The sequence below is a fragment of the Dermacoccus sp. BD5 genome (genome assembly GCF_044878485.1).
Classification (GTDB): Bacteria; Actinomycetota; Actinomycetes; order Actinomycetales; family Dermatophilaceae; genus Dermacoccus; species Dermacoccus nishinomiyaensis.
In genome coordinates this window covers 189,020-205,459 of the sequence record NZ_JANJER010000001.1, presented here as the reverse complement: position 1 = coordinate 205,459, position 16,440 = coordinate 189,020, and the positions used below count along the sequence as shown (strand labels likewise).

Here is a 16,440-nt window from a genome sequence, read left to right as displayed (position 1 = left end):
GCCGGAACTTTCGCGGGGCCTGCCCGCACCGACGCGATGTGAGGACGATCCCTTGAGCGAGACCGAACACAGCCAGCGCTACACCGCGGAACTGGCGGGGCAGATCGAGCGCCGCTGGCAGGACGCGTGGGAGGAGGCGGGCACCTTCGAGGCCCCCAACCCGAGCGGGCCGTGGGCGGACGAGCAGGGCGTCGCCGGGCGTGACAAGGTCATGATCCAGGACATGTTCCCCTACCCCTCTGGTGCGGGGCTGCACGTCGGTCACCCGCTCGGTTACATCGCGACGGACGTCTACGCGCGCTATCAGCGCACCCAGGGCAAGAACGTCCTCTACACCCTCGGTTACGACGCGTTCGGGCTGCCGGCCGAGCAGTACGCCGTCCAGACGGGCCAGCACCCGCGCAAGACGACCGAGGACAACATGGTCAACATGCGTCGTCAGCTGCGCCAGCTCGGGCTGTCGCACGACGCGCGCCGCACGTTCGCGACGATCGACCCGTCGTACTACAAGTGGACGCAGTGGATCTTCCTGCAGATCTTCGACGCCTGGTACGACCCGGACGCGAGCAAGGCCCGCCCGATCGACACCCTCGTCGAGGCGTACGAGAGCGGCCGCGTCGCGACGCCGTCGGGCGAGGCGTGGGGCGACCTCGACGCCGCCGGGCGTGCTGAGGCGATCAACGCGCGCCGCCTGGCGTACAAGTCGGACGCCCCCGTCAACTGGTCGCCGGGCCTCGGCACCGTCGTCGCGAACGAGGAGGTGACGGCGGACGGCCGCACCGAGCGCGGCAACTTCCCGGTGTTCAAGCGCAACCTGCCGCAGTGGATGATGCGCATCACCGACTACGCCGACCGTCTCGTCGACGATCTCGAGCGCCTCGACTGGCCCGAGTCGATCAAGCTGCAGCAGCGCAACTGGATCGGACGCAGCAACGGTGCGTCGGTGCGTTTCGACGTCGCGACCCAGGCCGGTTCGGGCGAGCAGATCGAGGTCTTCACGACGCGTCCCGACACGATCTTCGGCGCGACGTTCATGGTGCTAGCACCGGAGCACCCGCTGCTCGAGACGATCGTCCCGGAAGCCTGGCCAGCCGGGACGAATGAGTCGTGGACGGCGGGTGCCGGGACGCCGCGCGACGCCGTCGCCGCCTACCGCCGTGAGGCCTCGCGCAAGAGCGACGTCGAGCGTCAGGCGGGGGAGAAGGGCAAGTCGGGTGTGTTCACCGGTGCCTTCGCGACGAACCCCGTGACGGGGCGGGCGGTGCCCGTGTTCGTCGCCGACTACGTCCTCATGGGCTACGGCACGGGCGCGATCATGGCCGTGCCCGCGCAGGACGAGCGTGACTGGGAGTTCGCGCAGGCCTACGGCCTCGACATCGTGCGCACCGTCCAGCCGAGCGAGGGCCACCCGGAGGATCAGCCGTACACGGGCCAGGGCGCCGCGATCAACTCGTCGACGGCCGGGCTGTCGCTCGACGGCCTCGACATCGAGACGGCGAAGACGAAGGTCATCGAGTGGCTCGAGGCCAACGAGCGCGGCACGGGCACGACCACGTACCGCCTGCGCGACTGGCTGTTCTCGCGTCAGCGCTACTGGGGCGAGCCGTTCCCGATCGTCTACGACGAAGACGGGACGGCCCACGCGCTGCCGGAGTCGATGCTGCCCGTCGAACTGCCCGAGGTAGCCGACTACTCGCCGAAGACGTACCACCCGGAGGACGCCGAGTCGATGCCCGAGTCGCCGCTGTCACGCGCCGACGAGTGGGTCAGCGTCGAACTCGACCTCGGCGACGGCGTCAAGAGGTACACGCGTGAGACGAACACGATGCCCAACTGGGCCGGTTCGTGTTGGTACGAGCTGCGCTATGCAGACCCCGCGAACACCGAGCGCTTCGTCGACGCCGGGTGCGAGGAGTACTGGCTCGGCAAGGGCCGCGGCTTCGGCAAGGGTGTCGCGAACGACCCGGGCGGCGTCGACCTGTACGTCGGTGGCGCGGAGCACGCCGTCCTGCACCTGCTGTACGCGCGCTTCTGGCACAAGGTGCTGTTCGACCTCGGCCTCATCTCGAGTGAGGAGCCGTTCCGCAAGCTGTTCAACCAGGGCATGGTCCAGGCGTACGCCTTCCGCGACGGGCGCGGCCAACCCGTGCCGGCCGCGGAGGTGCGCGAGCGCGTCGAGGGCGACGAGACGATCTACGAGTGGCAGGGCCAGCGAGTCACCCGCGAGTACGGGAAGATGGGCAAGTCGCTCAAGAACGTCGTGACGCCCGATGAGATGTGCGACACCTACGGTGCCGACACGTTCCGCGTCTACGAGATGTCGATGGGTCCGCTCGACGCCTCGCGACCGTGGGAGACGCGCGCCGTCGTCGGATCACAGCGCTTCCTGCAGCGCCTGTGGCGCAACGTCGTCGACGAGAACACCGGTGAGCTGCGGGTCGCCGAGGAGGGGATGGACGAGGCCACGACACGCCTCGTGCACCGCACGATCGACGGCGTCACCGGCGACTTCGAGAACCTGCGCTTCAACACGGCCGTCGCGAAGCTGATCGAACTCAACAACGCGCTGACGAAGCTCGACGCCGTGCCGCGCGAGGCCGCGGAGGCCATCGTCCTCATGACGGCGCCGCTCGCCCCGCACCTCGGCGAGGAGCTGTGGCGCCGCCTCGGACACGAGCAGAGCCTCGCGTTCGAGCCGTTCCCGACGGCCGACCCGGCGCACCTCGTGCAGGGCACCGTCGTCGCCGTCGTCCAGGTCGCGGGCAAGGTGCGTGACCGTCTCGACGTCGCCGCCGACATCAGCGAGGCCGACCTCGAGGCCGCGGCGCTCGCCAGCGAGAAGGTGCAGAACTTCCTCGAGGGCAAGCAGGTGCGCAAGGTCATCGTGCGCGCGCCGAAGCTCGTCAACATCGTCGCGGGCTGATGGCTCGAGCCGGTGGCAGGGCCGGTCGGGTCGGTGTCGTCACCGACTCGACTGCCTGCCTCCCCGCCGAGTTGGTCGCAGCCCGCGCGCCTGACGCGGCGAGCCTGCTGAGGGTCGCGCCGCTCAACGTCACGATCGGCGACGTCACGCGCCCCGAGGACGAGTTGGGGGCTGACGCGGTCGCCTCCGCACAGGCCGAGGGGATAGCGGTGACGACGTCGCGCCCGTCACCGGCGGCGTTCGTCGAGGCCTACCGGGCGCTCGCGGACGCCGGATGCACGAGCATCGTGTCGCTGCACGCGTCGCAGGCGTTGTCGTCGACGGTGAGCTCGGCGCGGCTGGCGTCGCTCGAGGCGGGGGTGGACGTCGAGGTCGTCGATTCGCGCACGCTGGGCATGGCGCTCGGCTTCGGCGTGCTCGCGGCGCTGCGCTGGTCGCAGGCCGGGTATGACGTCGACGCCGTGGCCGAGGCGGCGCGCGCCACGTGCGCGTCGTCGCGCACGGCGTTCTACGTCGACTCGTTGGAACCGCTGCGCCGCGGCGGGCGGATCGGCCGTGCCGGGGCTCTGTTCGGCTCGGCGTTGTCGATCAGACCGCTGCTGCAGGTCGACGACGGCGTCATCGCGCCGCTCGCGCGCGTGCGATCGCGGGGCAAGGCCGTCGAGCGGCTCGGGACGTGGGCTCTGGCTCAGGCCGAGAACCTCGGCGAGGGCGAACGCGTCTGCGCCGTGCACTCGCTGCAGCACTCCGAGTTGGCGCAGGTGCTCGTCGACCGGTTGGGCGGTGGCGCGTCCCCTGGGGCGGGGCGGGACGGTGAAGCGCGTTCCGCTGAAGCGAGCTCGATCGGTTCGCCTGGGGGTTCCGGTGACGATGCGACGGGGCCGGCCGGGCCGGGCAGCCGGGCTGCGGGTCCGCGAGCGGGCGGTGCCGCAGGCGCGGCGGGCCCCGATGCGGCCGACCAGGTTGGCGACGTGGCTGCGCTCGGAGCGTCCTCGCCGGACGGAACACGGGGCGCCGGTGCCCGCGCTGGAGCGGAGGCCGATGCCGCGTCGTCGTCAGCCGCGCGGTGGGCGATGGCGCCGGTGCAGGCGCGCCTGGGAGCCGTCGTCACCGCGCACGTGGGCGCCGGAGCACTCGGCGCCGTCGTCGCGGTGATTCCGGAACCGCCGGGCTGACGACGGCTGCCGCGAGCCGCATCGGGCGCGCCTCTTCCACAGCTGTGACGGCCACGGGCCGATCCGGCACGCGCCTGCACGCGTTTCCACACCTTCGGCTCGCGTCAGCGAGCGTGGAGGGACGGGGCTTCTTACCGTCGAGGCATGACCCGCAGAACGCTGCCCGAGACCGACGACCGGCTCGACGAGGTGCTCGCCGAGATCGAACGCGCCCGCCACGAACCGACGTGGGTGCCCGAACCGGAACGCACCGCCCGCCGACTCGTCCGAGCACCGGACGGCCTCGAGGACGCTCGATGGCGTCCCTCGCGTCCGGCTGCCCTGCTCATCGGCGTGTGCGCGGTGCTCGCCGTCGCCGTGCTGGGGCTGCGTCTGCTGCTCAGTTCCGGAGATGACGGTGCGGCACCGAAGGCGCTCATCGCGTCGTCGTCGCCGCGTATCGCCGGGAGCGCCAGCGTGGCGACGACGGGGAGTAGGGGTGCTGCGTCGACGCCGTCTCACAGCACTGCCATGGCCTCGGTCGCCGGCGCGACGAGCGGCGCGCCTCTCAGCATTCACGTCGTCGGGGCGGTGCGGCGCCCGGGCGTCGTCCAGGTGCCGGCCGGAAGCCGCGTCGCGGATGCCGTGACGGCGGCCGGCGGGATGTCGGGTGCCGACGCGACGGCGATCAACCTGGCTCGGCCGCTCGCTGATGGGGAACAGGTCCACGTCCCCCGCCCGGGCGAGAGCGTCCCCCCGCCGGTGCCGGTGGCGCCGACTGCAGGGGCCACCGCACCGGGCGCTCCGGCGGCCGTGGCGGGCCCGACTGCTCCGGGAGCGCCCGGTGGCGGGGCCGCGGCCGGGGGCGTCGTCAACGTCAACACCGCGGACGCGACATCGCTCGACGCGTTGCCCGGGGTCGGGCCGGTTCTCGCGCAGCGCATCGTCGAGTGGCGTGAGAAGAACGGTCGGTTCTCGAGCGTCGACGAACTCGGTGAGGTCTCCGGTATAGGCGACAAGATGCTCGATCGCCTGCGCAGCAAGGTCACCGTGTGAGTCTCGGCGGCCACGACATGCGGCTGTTGTCGGCCGCGTGCGTCGCCTGGGCGGCCCTCGCCACCCTGCTCTCGGCTCGCCCCGACCCCGCGATCGTGGTCGTCGTCCTCGCCCTCGTGACGATCGTCGCCGCGGCCCTCGCGTTCGGGACGCGCTTGCCTGGTGTCCGGGCGGACCAGTCAACCCGAGCCCGGCACGAGGGCGAGGATGACGAGAATCCGGCGTCATCCCACGGGTCGGGGTGGGCGCTCTGGGCGCTGCTGGTCATCGCGCTGACGACGATCGTCCTCGCTGCGGCGCAGGTGACGTTGGCGCACGAGGAAGCCGGGCCGGTGACGACGCTGGCCCGTGACCGCGCCGTCGCGACACTCGAGGCGAGAGTGACGGGCCAGCCGCACCGGGTCGTCGGCGCCCGAGGCGACGAGCGCTTCGTCGTCCCGGCCCAGATCGACCGCATCACGGCGCGCGGACGCACGCAGGAGGTCGCGACGCCCGTCATCCTCGTCGGCGATCGTCGGTGGACGAACCTCACCTGGCAGTCCCACCTGCGGGCGCGCGGGCGTCTGGCCCCATCGCAGCGTCTCGGGGCGGCGCGCGCCGTCGTGCAGGTCAACGGCGCCCCGGACGTCGTCGGCGCTCCGCCCTGGGTGGTGACGACACTCGAACCTGTTCGGGCCGGGCTCGTCGGCGCCTCGTCGCAGTTGCCGGACGACCCCGCCGGCCTGTTGCCCGCGCTCGTCGTGGGCGACACGGCCCATCTACCGGACGACCTGACGGACGCGATGAACGCCACCGGCATGTCGCACCTCAACGCCGTGAGCGGTTCGAACGTGACGGTCGTCCTCGTCGCGACGATGTGGTTGTTGGGGTGGTCGCGCACGTCACGTCGGGTGCGGGTGGCCCTGGCTCTCGTCGCGCTCGCCGCGTACGTCGTCCTGTGCCGACCCGAACCGAGCGTGGTGCGCGCGGCCGCGATGGGTGCGGTGGGAGTGCTCGGCACGTCGTGGGGACGCGAACGCGCCGCCTGCCCGGCGCTCGCGGCAGCCATCGTCGGATTGTTGGTGTGGGATCCGTGGCTGGCAGTCAGCGTCGGCTTCGCCTTGTCGGCGCTGGCGACGCTCGGGCTCGTTCTGTTCGCGCGACGCTGGTCGCAGGCCCTGCTCACGAAGCTCGGTTCGCGGCGCGGCCGGTTCGTCGACGGGATGGTCGAGATCACCTGCGTCCCGCTCGCCGCGCAGGCGCTGTGCCTGCCGGTGCTCGTCGCCCTCAATTCGTCGGTGTCATGGATCTCGATCCCCGCGAACGTCGCGGCCGAGCCGTTCGTCGCGCCGGCGACGCTCGGCGGCATGATCGTGTCGACCGTCGCCGTCATCGCTCCGACGCTCGCGGGGTGGCTCGTGTGGTTGCCGGGGCTGCCCACCTGGGTGATCTGCGCAGTGGCCCGCCTCGCCGACGCCGTCCCCGGCGGCTCGGTGCCCTGGCTGCCGGGGCTGGCCGGAGTCGTGCTCGCCATTGTCGTCGTGGTCGTGCTCCTGTGCGCGTGGCGGGCCATCGTCTTCACCGGTCGCTTCGGCCTCGTTGCGCTCGGGGTCGCGGGGGCGCTCATGGCGGCTGTGATCGCGCCGTTGCCGGGGGAGTCGGCCGCACCGCCCGCGTGGGTCTACGCGCAGTGCGCGGTGGGTCAGGGGGATGCCGCGCTCGTGCGCACCGGGGCGACGCGCGCCGTCATGATCGACGTGGGGCCTGCCGACGGCCATCCCGCGCAATGCCTCGAGCGTCACGGCATCACGACGCTCGACGCCGTCATCCTCACCCACTTCCACGCCGACCACGTGGGCGGACTGGCTGAGGTCTTGCGTGCTTCCGACGCTCCGGTGGCGGTCCTCGGAACATGGGTCATGGAGGGCGCTCAGGAGAGCGAGGGACTCAAAGGCCGCGGTGCAGCGGCGTCGTCACGATCGCGCGGCGAGCAGGGCGCGCTGGGTTCGGTGCAAGCAGCGCTCGAACAGCCTCGGGCTTCGCTCGGGGCGCTCGCACCGGGACAACGCCTCGTCATCGGCGAGGTGACGATCGAGGTGCTGTGGCCGCGCCGCGTCATGACGGAGGGGTCGGTGCAGAACAACGCCTCACTCGTGCTCGACGTATCGGCGCCCGCGTATCACGCGCTCATGCTGGGCGATTGCGAACGTGAGGCGCAGGCCGCGGTGATCGAACAGGTGCGTCAGAGCGCCCGGCGACGCGCGTTCGACCTCGTCAAGGTGGCGCACCACGGTAGCTCCAACCAGAACGAGCGCCTCTACGAGGCGGCGGCCGCGCGTCAGGCCGTGATCGGGGTGGGCGCCGGCAACGACTACGGCCACCCGACGAAGAAGACGCTCGAACTGTTGGCCCGGCACGACGCGCGGGTGTGGCGTACTGACACGCAGGGTGACGTGGACGCCCTCGCGACGGGTGGCTCGATCAGCCTGCAGGCTCAGCGATGAGCGTGCTGCGCGCTGGGCACCCGTGCTGCCGCGTCGGCGAGGGCTTCAAGGGTGGCGGTGACGGCGGGGACCCGCTGCAGGTCGGGTGTCGTCACGGCGAACACGCAGCGCCGGCTCGACGGCAGCAGCGGCAACGTCACGACGTCCGGATGCGACGTGGAGCGCAGGATCAGCTCGGGGATGAGCGCGACGCCGAGGCCCTCCGCGACGAGGCCGAGAACGGTGACATAGTCCTCCGTCTCGAACGCGACGTCGGGCGCGTAACCGGCGCCCTGGGCGAGGCTGACGAGGTGGCCACGGCAGCGGGGGCACCCCGCGATCCATGAGGCGTCGCTGAGCTCCTCCATGCGGACGCCCTCGGCTGCGGCGAGGGGGTGATCGCGCGGGACGGCGAGACGCACGTCGTCGTGCAGGAGCCCGCGGGTGAGGAACGGGTCCAGGTCCTCGCCTGCGGGGAGCGGGTCCGCGTCGTCGTACGTGAACGCCACGGCGACGTCGCAGTCGCCGGCACGCAGGCTCGCCAGGGATTCCGGGGGTTCGGCCTCGGCGAAGCTGACCTTGACGTCTGGGAACCGCTCCTTGACGAGTGCGAGGGCGCGCGGGACGAGCGTTGACGATGCCGACGGGAACGCCATGAGGCGCACCCGCCCGGCGCGCAGCCCCGCGATGGCGGCGACCTCACCCTCGGCGGCCTCGAGGGCACTGAGGACGGGCGTCGCCGTACGCGCCAGCACCTGCCCGGCCTCCGTCAGCCGGACCGAGCGGCCGAGGCGCTCGACGAGAGCCGTCCCGGTCTTCTCCTCGAGACGGCGCACCATCTGCGACACGGCCGGCTGAGAATAGCCGAGAGCGGCAGCGGCGGCGGTGAAGCTGCCCTCGTCGCTGATCGCCTTCATGACGCGGAGCCCGGCTGCATCGATCATGCACCAAGAATAACGTGCTCTTATCCATTGTTGAGACAATCGAACGCAGACCTATGGGAGGGGCAGGATGATGAGCGGCGTCGCGGAACTGACCGATTTCGTGCGCGCGGGAGGGCTCTTCGTCCTCACCGGCGCCGGCATCTCGACCGAATCCGGCATCCCGGACTACCGGCGCCCCGACGGCACGCGCCGCACGGTTCCCATGACATACCAACAGTTCCTCGCCACCCACGAGGCGCGTCAACGGTACTGGGCGCGCAGTGCCGTCGGCTGGGAGATCTTCGACGCGGCGGAACCCAACGTCGGGCACGTCGCGCTGGCGCGACTGCAGGGTGGCGGCCTCGTCGATCACCTCGTGACGCAGAACGTCGACGGCCTTCATGCGCGTGCCGGTGCCCGCGACGTCACCGAGCTGCATGGGTCGCTCGAGCACGTCGTCTGCGTCGCGTGCGGGACGCGGGAAGGGCGCCGTGGCTTCCAGGTACGCCTGCGCGAACTCAACCCCCAGCTGCCGACGCAGGCGCGCCTGCTCGCCGACGGCGACGCGGACGTCGCGGCCGAGCTGGAGCGCGGTGTCATCGTGCCCGCGTGCCTGCGCTGCACGGCCACGACGGTCAAGCCGGACGTCGTCATGTTCGGTGAGTCCGTCGCTCCTGAGGTCGTGGAGGCGCAGATGCGGGCAGTGGAACGCTGCCGGGGCGTGCTCGTGCTCGGCAGTTCGCTCAAGGTGATGTCAGGTTACCGGTTCGTGCTCGCCGCCCTCAAGCAGCAGAAGCCGGTCGCCCTCGTCGGGCTCGGCGCGATGCGTGGCGAGGAGCGGGTCGACCTCGTCGTGCGCGAACCCCTCGGCCCGACCCTCACCGCCGTGTGCGACGCGCTGAGGCTCGACCTGGCGCCGTCCTGACGTCTCGGCGTCGAACGTCGGGGCGCAGAAGGGGCTGAGAGTCGAGCTGAAACCACACGCTGGAGCGACCCGCGCGGCGCGGCCAGCGCCTCAGATGCTGCGCAGGACGGCCGTGACCTTGCCCATGATGCTCGCGTGGTCGCCGTCGATCGGGGAGTAGGCCTCGTTCGCGGGCATGAGCCACGTCTTGCCCTCGCTGCGGCGCAACGTCTTGACCGTGGCCTCCGAGTCGAGCAGTGCCGCGACGATCTCCCCATTGGCGGCGTCGGCCTGGCGTCGCACGACGACCCAGTCGCCCTCGCAGATGGCCGCATCGATCATCGAGTCGCCGACGACGCGCAGCAGGAACAGCTCGCCGTCACCGACGATCTGACGCGGTAGCGGGAAAACGTCCTCGACGGCCTGCTCGGCGAGGATCGGGCCACCGGCCGCGATGCGGCCGACGACCGGCACGTATGACGGCGTGGGTCGCTCGTCGCCCGAGCCCGTCTCGTCGTGCTGCGACTCGGATAGCGCAGACACGGCGTTGCCGCGGTAGCCGCGGGTCGCCGCACCCGAGTCGGGGGAGACGACCTCCATGGCGCGCGGGCGGTTCGGGTCGCGGCGCAGGTATCCCTTGCGCTCAAGCGCGGCGAGCTGATGGGCCACCGAACTCGGGCTCGTCAGACCGACGGCCTCGCCGATCTCACGCAGGCTCGGGGGGTAGCCGCGCTCGTCGACGGAACGTCGGATCACGGTGAGCACCTTGTGCTGGCGTGGCGTCAGCTTGCCCGGCGTGCGCTCCTGCATCGAATGAACGTCACCCATGGTGTGACCCCTCCTGTTCCTCGTCGCACGTCGGTGGTCGCGGTGGCGACACGTGCACCCTCCGGCGGGACGGAAATGCCCGCCATGACGGGGTTGTCGGTGCGCGGTGCTTGTGTATCTGACATCACCCACAGTACGCGGTGTCGCACACAGTTTTCAAAAATGTGTACGAAGAAATCCGTGCGCGCCGTTCGAAAGCACGTTCGGGTGTCGTACAGTTGTTCTATCGCACGCGTGTTCGATCGGTCCCTCCGGGCTGACCGGGTCGCGTGAGGAAGCCACACCGGTGACGGTGTGGCGGCGCCTCGGAGGTGTCCCGAGAGAAGGAGTGGTTTCGATGGTTGCTTCGAGTACTGCAGTTCGACGTGAGCCCGTGCTGGGTTCGGGTGTCGACGTGCGCCGCGTGGCGCGGGTCGACGCTGCGGCATCCCGCTCGCACCTCCACCTCGTGCCCACGGGTGGCGCGGTGCAGGTCGTCACGAACTCTCAGAGCGTTCGTTTCGCCCGTCGTCGCTTCACGGCCGTGTGCGTGGCTCTCGTCGTCGTGGCGGGTGCCATCCTCGCGGGCCGGGCGATGGCGAGCGGTGTCGACGGTACGCAGCGCCACGAGGTCACCGTTCGCGCGGGGGAGACGCTTTCGCAGATCGCAGCGCGTGAGATGCCGGGCGTGCGCAACGACCAGGCGGTCGTCGCGATCGAGCACGAGAGCAACCTCGGCTCGTCGCAGGTGCAGGCCGGCCAGAAGGTGATCATCCCCGCACCGTGAAGTGTGACGATCGCCATCGTCGGCTTCGAGGGTTCGAGGGGGCGTGAGTCGCCCCCCCCCCCCCGGCTGGCGCAGGATTCCGCGGCGCACGAGTGGCGGGGGTCGTCGCGAGGTTGCGCAGGGCGATTAGACGCGGCCTCGGTGCTGTTGCGCGTCGGGTCTCAGGGGCCTAATATCTCTACATGTGGGGCCTTGGCCCCCGCTTCCCCCTAGATGTTGATTCTCCTTCGCTGATGTGCATCTGCGCTCTGAGGCCGGAATCCCGGGGTGGAGCGCCGTCGTCCCGAGTGTTCCCAGCCCCGTCGGAAGGTTTGACGTGCACTGTCCGTTCTGCCGCAACACCGACTCCCGAGTCGTCGATTCGCGCTCGAGCGAGGACGGCACCTGCATCAAGCGGCGCCGTCAGTGCCCGAACTGCGGCAAGCGGTTCTCGACGATGGAGACCGCGAGTCTCACGGTCGTCAAGCGTTCCGGGGTCAGCGAGCCGTTCTCGCGCGACAAGGTGATGTCCGGGGTTCGCAAGGCGTGCCAGGGCCGCCCGGTCACCGACGACCAGTTGGCCGTTCTCGCCCAGCAGGTGGAGGAGTCCATCCGCTCGAAGGGCGCCGCCGAGATCGACGCCCATGACGTGGGCATCGAGATCCTCGGGCCCCTGCGCGAACTCGACCACGTCGCCTATCTGCGCTTCGCCTCCGTCTACCAGGCCTTCGAATCGCTCGAGGACTTCGAGACGGCGGTCAGCGAGTTGCGTCAGTACGCCACCTCGGCGTCCTGACCCCGCGCGCCTGCCGAGGGCGCGCCCCCCAGATCACCCTCACGTACCAGCTCACCCCACCTGCCAGGAGGCTCACGGTCATGACCGAGACGACGAAGGCCCGCGCCAAGACGGGACGCCGCACCGGCGGCGTCACGATCGAACGCATTTTCACCACGCCCGGCGTGCACCCCTACGACGAGGTCACCTGGGAGAAGCGGGACGTCCTCCAGCAGAACTGGAAGACGGGCGAGACGATCTTCGAGCAGTCGGGTGTCGAGTTCCCCGACTTCTGGTCGCTCAACGCCTCCACGATCGTCACGACCAAGTACTTCCGTGGCGCCGTCGGCACGGACGCGCGTGAAAGCTCCCTCAAGCAGCTCATCGACCGCGTCGTGCTGACCTATGCCAAGGCCGGGCGCGACAACGGCTACTTCGCTACCGACGAGGACGCGCAGATCTTCGAGCACGAGCTCACCTACGCCCTGCTGCACCAGGTGTTCTCGTTCAACTCGCCCGTCTGGTTCAACGTCGGTACCGCGAGCCCGCAGCAGGTCAGCGCGTGCTTCATCCTGTCGGTCGAGGACTCGATGGATTCGATCCTCAACTGGTACAAGGAGGAGGGCTTCATCTTCAAGGGCGGCTCGGGCGCCGGTCTCAACCTCTCCCGCATCCGCTCCTCCAAGGAGCTGCTCTCCTCGGGCGGCACCGCATCCGGCCCGGTCTCCTTCATGCGCGGCGCCGACGCCTCGGCCGGCACGATCAAGTCCGGTGGCGCGACGCGTCGCGCGGCCAAGATGGTCGTCCTCGACGTCGACCACCCCGACATCGAGGAGTTCATCGAGACGAAGGCGCGCGAGGAGGACAAGATCCGCGCGCTGCGTGACGCCGGGTTCGACATGGACCTTGGCGGCCGCGACATCGTCTCCGTGCAGTACCAGAACGCCAACAACTCGGTTCGTGTGAACGACGAATTCATGCAGGCGGTCGTCGACGGCGGCAGCTTCGGTCTGCGCGCCCGCGACACCGGTGAGGTCATCGAGACCGTCGATGCGCGTGAGCTGTTCGACAAGATCAACAAGGCCGCGTGGGAGTGCGCCGACCCGGGCGTGCAGTACGACGACACGATCAACGCGTGGCACACGAACCCCGAGACGGGCCGCATCACGGCGTCGAACCCGTGCTCGGAGTACATGTCGCTCGACAACTCGAGCTGCAACCTCGCCTCGCTCAACCTGCTGAAGTTCCTCAAGGAAGACGACACGTTCGACGCGGCGACGTTCGCCAAGGTCGTCGAACTCGTCATCACGGCCATGGACATCTCGATCTGCTTCGCCGACTTCCCGACCGAGTCGATCGGCAAGACGACCGTCGACTACCGCCAGCTCGGCATCGGGTACGCCAACCTCGGTGCACTGCTCATGGCGACGGGCCACGGTTACGACTCCGACGGTGGCCGCGCCCTGGCGGCCTCGATCACCTCGCTGCTCACGGGTGCCGCCTACAAGCGCTCCGCGGAGATGGCGGCCGTCGTCGGCCCCTACGCCGGCTACGCCCAGAACAGCCAGGCGCACAACCGCGTCATGCGCAAGCACCGCGCGGCCAACGACGAGCTGTCGTCGCACAAGGACATGGGTGCGATGGCGAGCGACATCCACGCCCTCGCCACGAAGGCCTGGGCCGACGTCGTCACGCTCGGCGAGAAGAACGGCTTCCGTAACGCGCAGGCCTCCGTCCTCGCCCCGACCGGCACGATCGGCTTCATGATGGACTGCGACACGACGGGTATCGAGCCCGACTTCTCGCTCGTCAAGTTCAAGAAGCTCGTCGGTGGCGGTTCGATGCAGATCGTCAACCAGACGATCCCGCGTGCGTTGAAGAAGCTGGGCTACCAGGACGAGCAGATCGAGGCGATCGTCGAGCACATCGCCGAGAAGGGCCACGTCATCGACGCGCCCGGTCTCAAGCCCGAACACTACGAGATCTTCGACTGCGCCATGGGTGCGCGCGCCATCTCGCCGATGGGCCACGTGCGCATGATGGCCGCCTGCCAGCCGTTCCTGTCGGGCGCCATCTCGAAGACGGTCAACCTGCCCGAGACCGCGAGCGTCGACGACATCGCCGAGGTGCACCTCGAGGGCTGGAAGCTCGGCCTCAAGGCCATCGCGGTCTACCGCGACAACTGCAAGGTCGGCCAGCCGCTGTCCGACGGCAAGGCGGAGAAGAAGTCCGAGCCCGCCGCGACCAGCACCGAGGCCCCGGCTGCGGAGAAGGTCATCGAGTACCGTCCGGTCCGCAAGCGTCTGCCGAAGCGTCGCTCGTCGCAGACGACGTCGTTCGCCGTCGGCGGCGCGGAGGGCTACCTCACCGCCGGCACGTACGAGAACGGTGACCTCGGCGAGCTGTTCCTCAAGTTCGGCAAGCAGGGTTCGACGCTCGCCGGTGTCATGGACGCGTTCTCGATCGCGGTCTCCATCGGCCTGCAGTACGGCGTGCCGCTGGAGACGTTCGTCGAGAAGTTCACGAACCTGCGCTTCGAGCCGGCCGGCATGACGGACGACGCCGACGTGCGCATGGCGCAGTCGATCATGGACTACGTCTTCCGCCGCCTGGCGCTCGACTACCTCGACTTCGACACGCGCTCGTTCATGGGCATCCACACCGCGGCCGAGCGTGCGCGTCAGCTCGAAACGGGTTCCTACACTCCGAGCGAGGACGACGACGAGAGCTTCGACGCGGAGTCGAACTCGCAGACGGCCGCCCCGGCCCGTCAGGAGCGCGCGAGTACCACTGCGCCGGCAGCTCCGAAGACGTCGGACGAGGAGCACGCCGACGAGGTCATCTCGGGCTCGGGTGCAGCCTCGGCCCGTGAGGTGAGCAACGAGATCCACAGCTCCACCGAGCTGCTCGAGAAGTTCCAGGGTCACGCCGCGGATGCGCCGATGTGCATGACGTGCGGGACGAAGATGCGTCCGGCCGGTAGCTGCTACGTGTGCGAGGGCTGCGGAAGCACCTCCGGCTGCAGCTGACGCTTCGCTGAGGCATGAAGGCAGGCGTCGCCGGTGACGAGAGTCATCGACGGCGCCTGCCGTCTTGTCCACTGAGATGGATCGTCCTGCGATCGCCTCGATGAAGTCTCATGATGTGAGCGACGCGTCAGGTCGTCGTCACCGCCAGCGAAAGGAACCGGCCGTGAAGGCACTGCTGCTCGAGAACGTGCACCCCCTGGGGGAGGCGCTGCTGCGCGAGGCCGGCTTCGAGGTCGACATGCGCGTCGGCGCGATGGACGAGGACGAGCTGATCGAGGCGCTGCAGGGCGTCGACCTGCTCGGCATCCGCTCCAAGACCGAGGTGAGCGCGCGCGTGCTCGACAACGCGCCCGACCTGCAGGCGATCGGGGCCTTCTGCATCGGCACGAACCAGATCGACCTCGCGCACGCCGCGGGGCGGGGCATCGTCGTGTTCAACGCACCGTTCTCCAACACGCGCTCGGTCGTTGAACTCGCCATCGCCGAGATCATCATGATGGCGCGCCGCCTCAGCGAGAAGGACCGCGCGCTGCACGACGGGGTGTGGCACAAGGACGCGAAGGGCAGCCACGAGATCCGCGGCCGCAAGCTCGGCATCGTCGGGTACGGCAACATCGGCTCGCAGCTGTCGGTCGTCGGGGAGATGCTCGGCCTGCAGGTCTACTTCTACGACACCGACGACAAGCTCGCCCTCGGCAACGCGACACGCTGCTCGTCGCTCGAGGAGCTGCTGTCGATCGCCGAGGTCATCACGCTGCACGTCGACGGACGCTCCGGCAACGCCGGTTTCTTCGGCACCGAGCAGTTCGCCGCGATGCGCCCGCGCTCGTTGTTCCTCAACCTCTCGCGCGGTTTCGTCGTCGACTACGACGCGCTCAAGACGCATCTCGAATCCGGTCACATCGCCGGTGCGGCGGTCGACGTGTTCCCGACCGAGCCCAAGAAGAAGGGCGATCCGTTCGACTCACCGTTGCAGGGCATCCCCAACGTCGTGCTGACGCCGCACATCGGCGGCTCGACGGAGGAGGCGCAGGAGGACATCGGACGGTTCGTCGCCGCGAAGCTGCGCGACTACGTCCAGCGTGGTTCGACGACGCTCAACGTCAACCTCCCGTCGCTCAACCTGGCCGAGCGCCCGGGTCAGCACCGCATCGTGCATTTCCACAAGAACGTGCCGGGTGCGCTGGCGCGCATGAACGGCATCCTCGCCGAGCACGGTGTCAACATCGAGGGTCAGATGCTCGACACCGCCGCGGACACCGGCTACGTCGTCACCGACGTCCTCTCCCAGCTGCCCGACGCCGTCCTCGACCAGCTGCGCGCGATGCCGGAGACGATCAGGCTGCGCGTCGTGCGCTGAGCCGCACCGACCTGCCGCGACCGCTCCCGCGACGGTGTGCGGGTGCAACGTCAGCGGCCCCCGAACCGCCCCCGCGAAGCGCGTACCCGCGCCATCGCGTGGTCGTCGGCGCCTTCGGACGTCCTCTCTCGAGCCACCGGACGCACACCGTCCGAAGGGTGAGTCGCAGGCTAGACTGACCGGCAGAACCGACGACGCCGCAGCCGCAGGCTCCGCGTCGCCGAATGCCCCCCTTCGACGCAGGTGACGGCGGCCCTCGCTGAGGGTTCGCCGTGCCGAGA

11 protein-coding genes are annotated in these 16,440 nt (G+C 69.9%); 9 read left to right on the top strand and 2 right to left on the bottom strand.

What is annotated here, in order from left to right:
* Positions 1-52: 52 nt before the first annotated feature.
* The 4 genes from leuS to NQ706_RS00835 all read left to right on the top strand — a co-directional run bounded on the left by leuS (position 53) and on the right by NQ706_RS00835 (position 7,616).
* Positions 53-2,923 carry a leucine--tRNA ligase gene (gene leuS, locus NQ706_RS00850; RefSeq protein ID WP_038567693.1) on the top strand — a complete coding sequence of 957 codons (2,871 nt, stop codon included), beginning with the start codon at positions 53-55 and terminating at the stop codon, positions 2,921-2,923.
* Complete coding sequence (locus NQ706_RS00845) at positions 2,923-4,098, top strand: DegV family protein (protein WP_051805772.1); 1,176 nt, start codon at positions 2,923-2,925, stop codon at positions 4,096-4,098. Before leuS ends, NQ706_RS00845 begins: the two co-directional genes overlap by 1 nt.
* A gap of 144 nt (positions 4,099-4,242) precedes the next feature.
* Positions 4,243-5,133, top strand: coding sequence for a ComEA family DNA-binding protein (locus NQ706_RS00840; RefSeq protein WP_081873627.1), 891 nt, complete (start codon positions 4,243-4,245; stop codon positions 5,131-5,133).
* Positions 5,130-7,616 (top strand): ComEC/Rec2 family competence protein, encoded by a 2,487-nt coding sequence (locus NQ706_RS00835; RefSeq protein ID WP_051805775.1) that lies wholly within the window; start codon positions 5,130-5,132, stop codon positions 7,614-7,616. The genes NQ706_RS00840 and NQ706_RS00835 overlap by 4 nt, the downstream gene beginning before the upstream one ends.
* Here the strand turns inward: NQ706_RS00835 and NQ706_RS00830 are convergent.
* The gene (locus NQ706_RS00830) at positions 7,607-8,539 is read right to left on the bottom strand and encodes a LysR family transcriptional regulator (RefSeq protein WP_404360192.1); all 933 of its coding nucleotides are present in this window, start codon (positions 8,537-8,539) and stop codon (positions 7,607-7,609) included. The two genes, NQ706_RS00835 and NQ706_RS00830, sit on opposite strands and share 10 nt — an antisense overlap.
* A 70-nt stretch (positions 8,540-8,609) precedes the next feature.
* Here NQ706_RS00830 and NQ706_RS00825 point away from each other — a divergent pair, with 70 nt between their 5' ends.
* Positions 8,610-9,443 carry a Sir2 family NAD-dependent protein deacetylase gene (locus NQ706_RS00825; RefSeq protein WP_200874264.1) on the top strand — a complete coding sequence of 278 codons (834 nt, stop codon included), beginning with the start codon at positions 8,610-8,612 and terminating at the stop codon, positions 9,441-9,443.
* 90 nt (positions 9,444-9,533) lie between these two features.
* On the opposite strand, the gene lexA is transcribed toward NQ706_RS00825, so the two are convergent.
* Positions 9,534-10,250, bottom strand: a complete 717-nt coding sequence (gene lexA, locus NQ706_RS00820; protein WP_006946650.1) for a transcriptional repressor LexA — start codon at positions 10,248-10,250, stop codon at positions 9,534-9,536.
* Positions 10,251-10,587: 337 nt separating this feature from the next.
* Here lexA and NQ706_RS00815 point away from each other — a divergent pair, with 337 nt between their 5' ends.
* The 4 genes from NQ706_RS00815 (at position 10,588) to serA (ending at position 16,159) form a co-directional block, all read left to right on the top strand.
* Positions 10,588-11,016 (top strand): LysM peptidoglycan-binding domain-containing protein, encoded by a 429-nt coding sequence (locus NQ706_RS00815; protein ID WP_131940810.1) that lies wholly within the window; start codon positions 10,588-10,590, stop codon positions 11,014-11,016.
* Between the two features lie 316 nt (positions 11,017-11,332).
* Complete coding sequence (nrdR, locus tag NQ706_RS00810) at positions 11,333-11,791, top strand: transcriptional regulator NrdR (RefSeq protein ID WP_038567713.1); 459 nt, start codon at positions 11,333-11,335, stop codon at positions 11,789-11,791.
* Between the two features lie 80 nt (positions 11,792-11,871).
* The gene (locus tag NQ706_RS00805; RefSeq protein WP_038567716.1) at positions 11,872-14,799 is read left to right on the top strand and encodes a vitamin B12-dependent ribonucleotide reductase; all 2,928 of its coding nucleotides are present in this window, start codon (positions 11,872-11,874) and stop codon (positions 14,797-14,799) included.
* A 163-nt stretch (positions 14,800-14,962) separates the two neighbouring features.
* Positions 14,963-16,159: a phosphoglycerate dehydrogenase gene (gene serA / locus NQ706_RS00800; protein WP_038570664.1), complete on the top strand. Its 1,197-nt coding sequence runs from the start codon at positions 14,963-14,965 to the stop codon at positions 16,157-16,159.
* Positions 16,160-16,440: the final 281 nt, after the last annotated feature.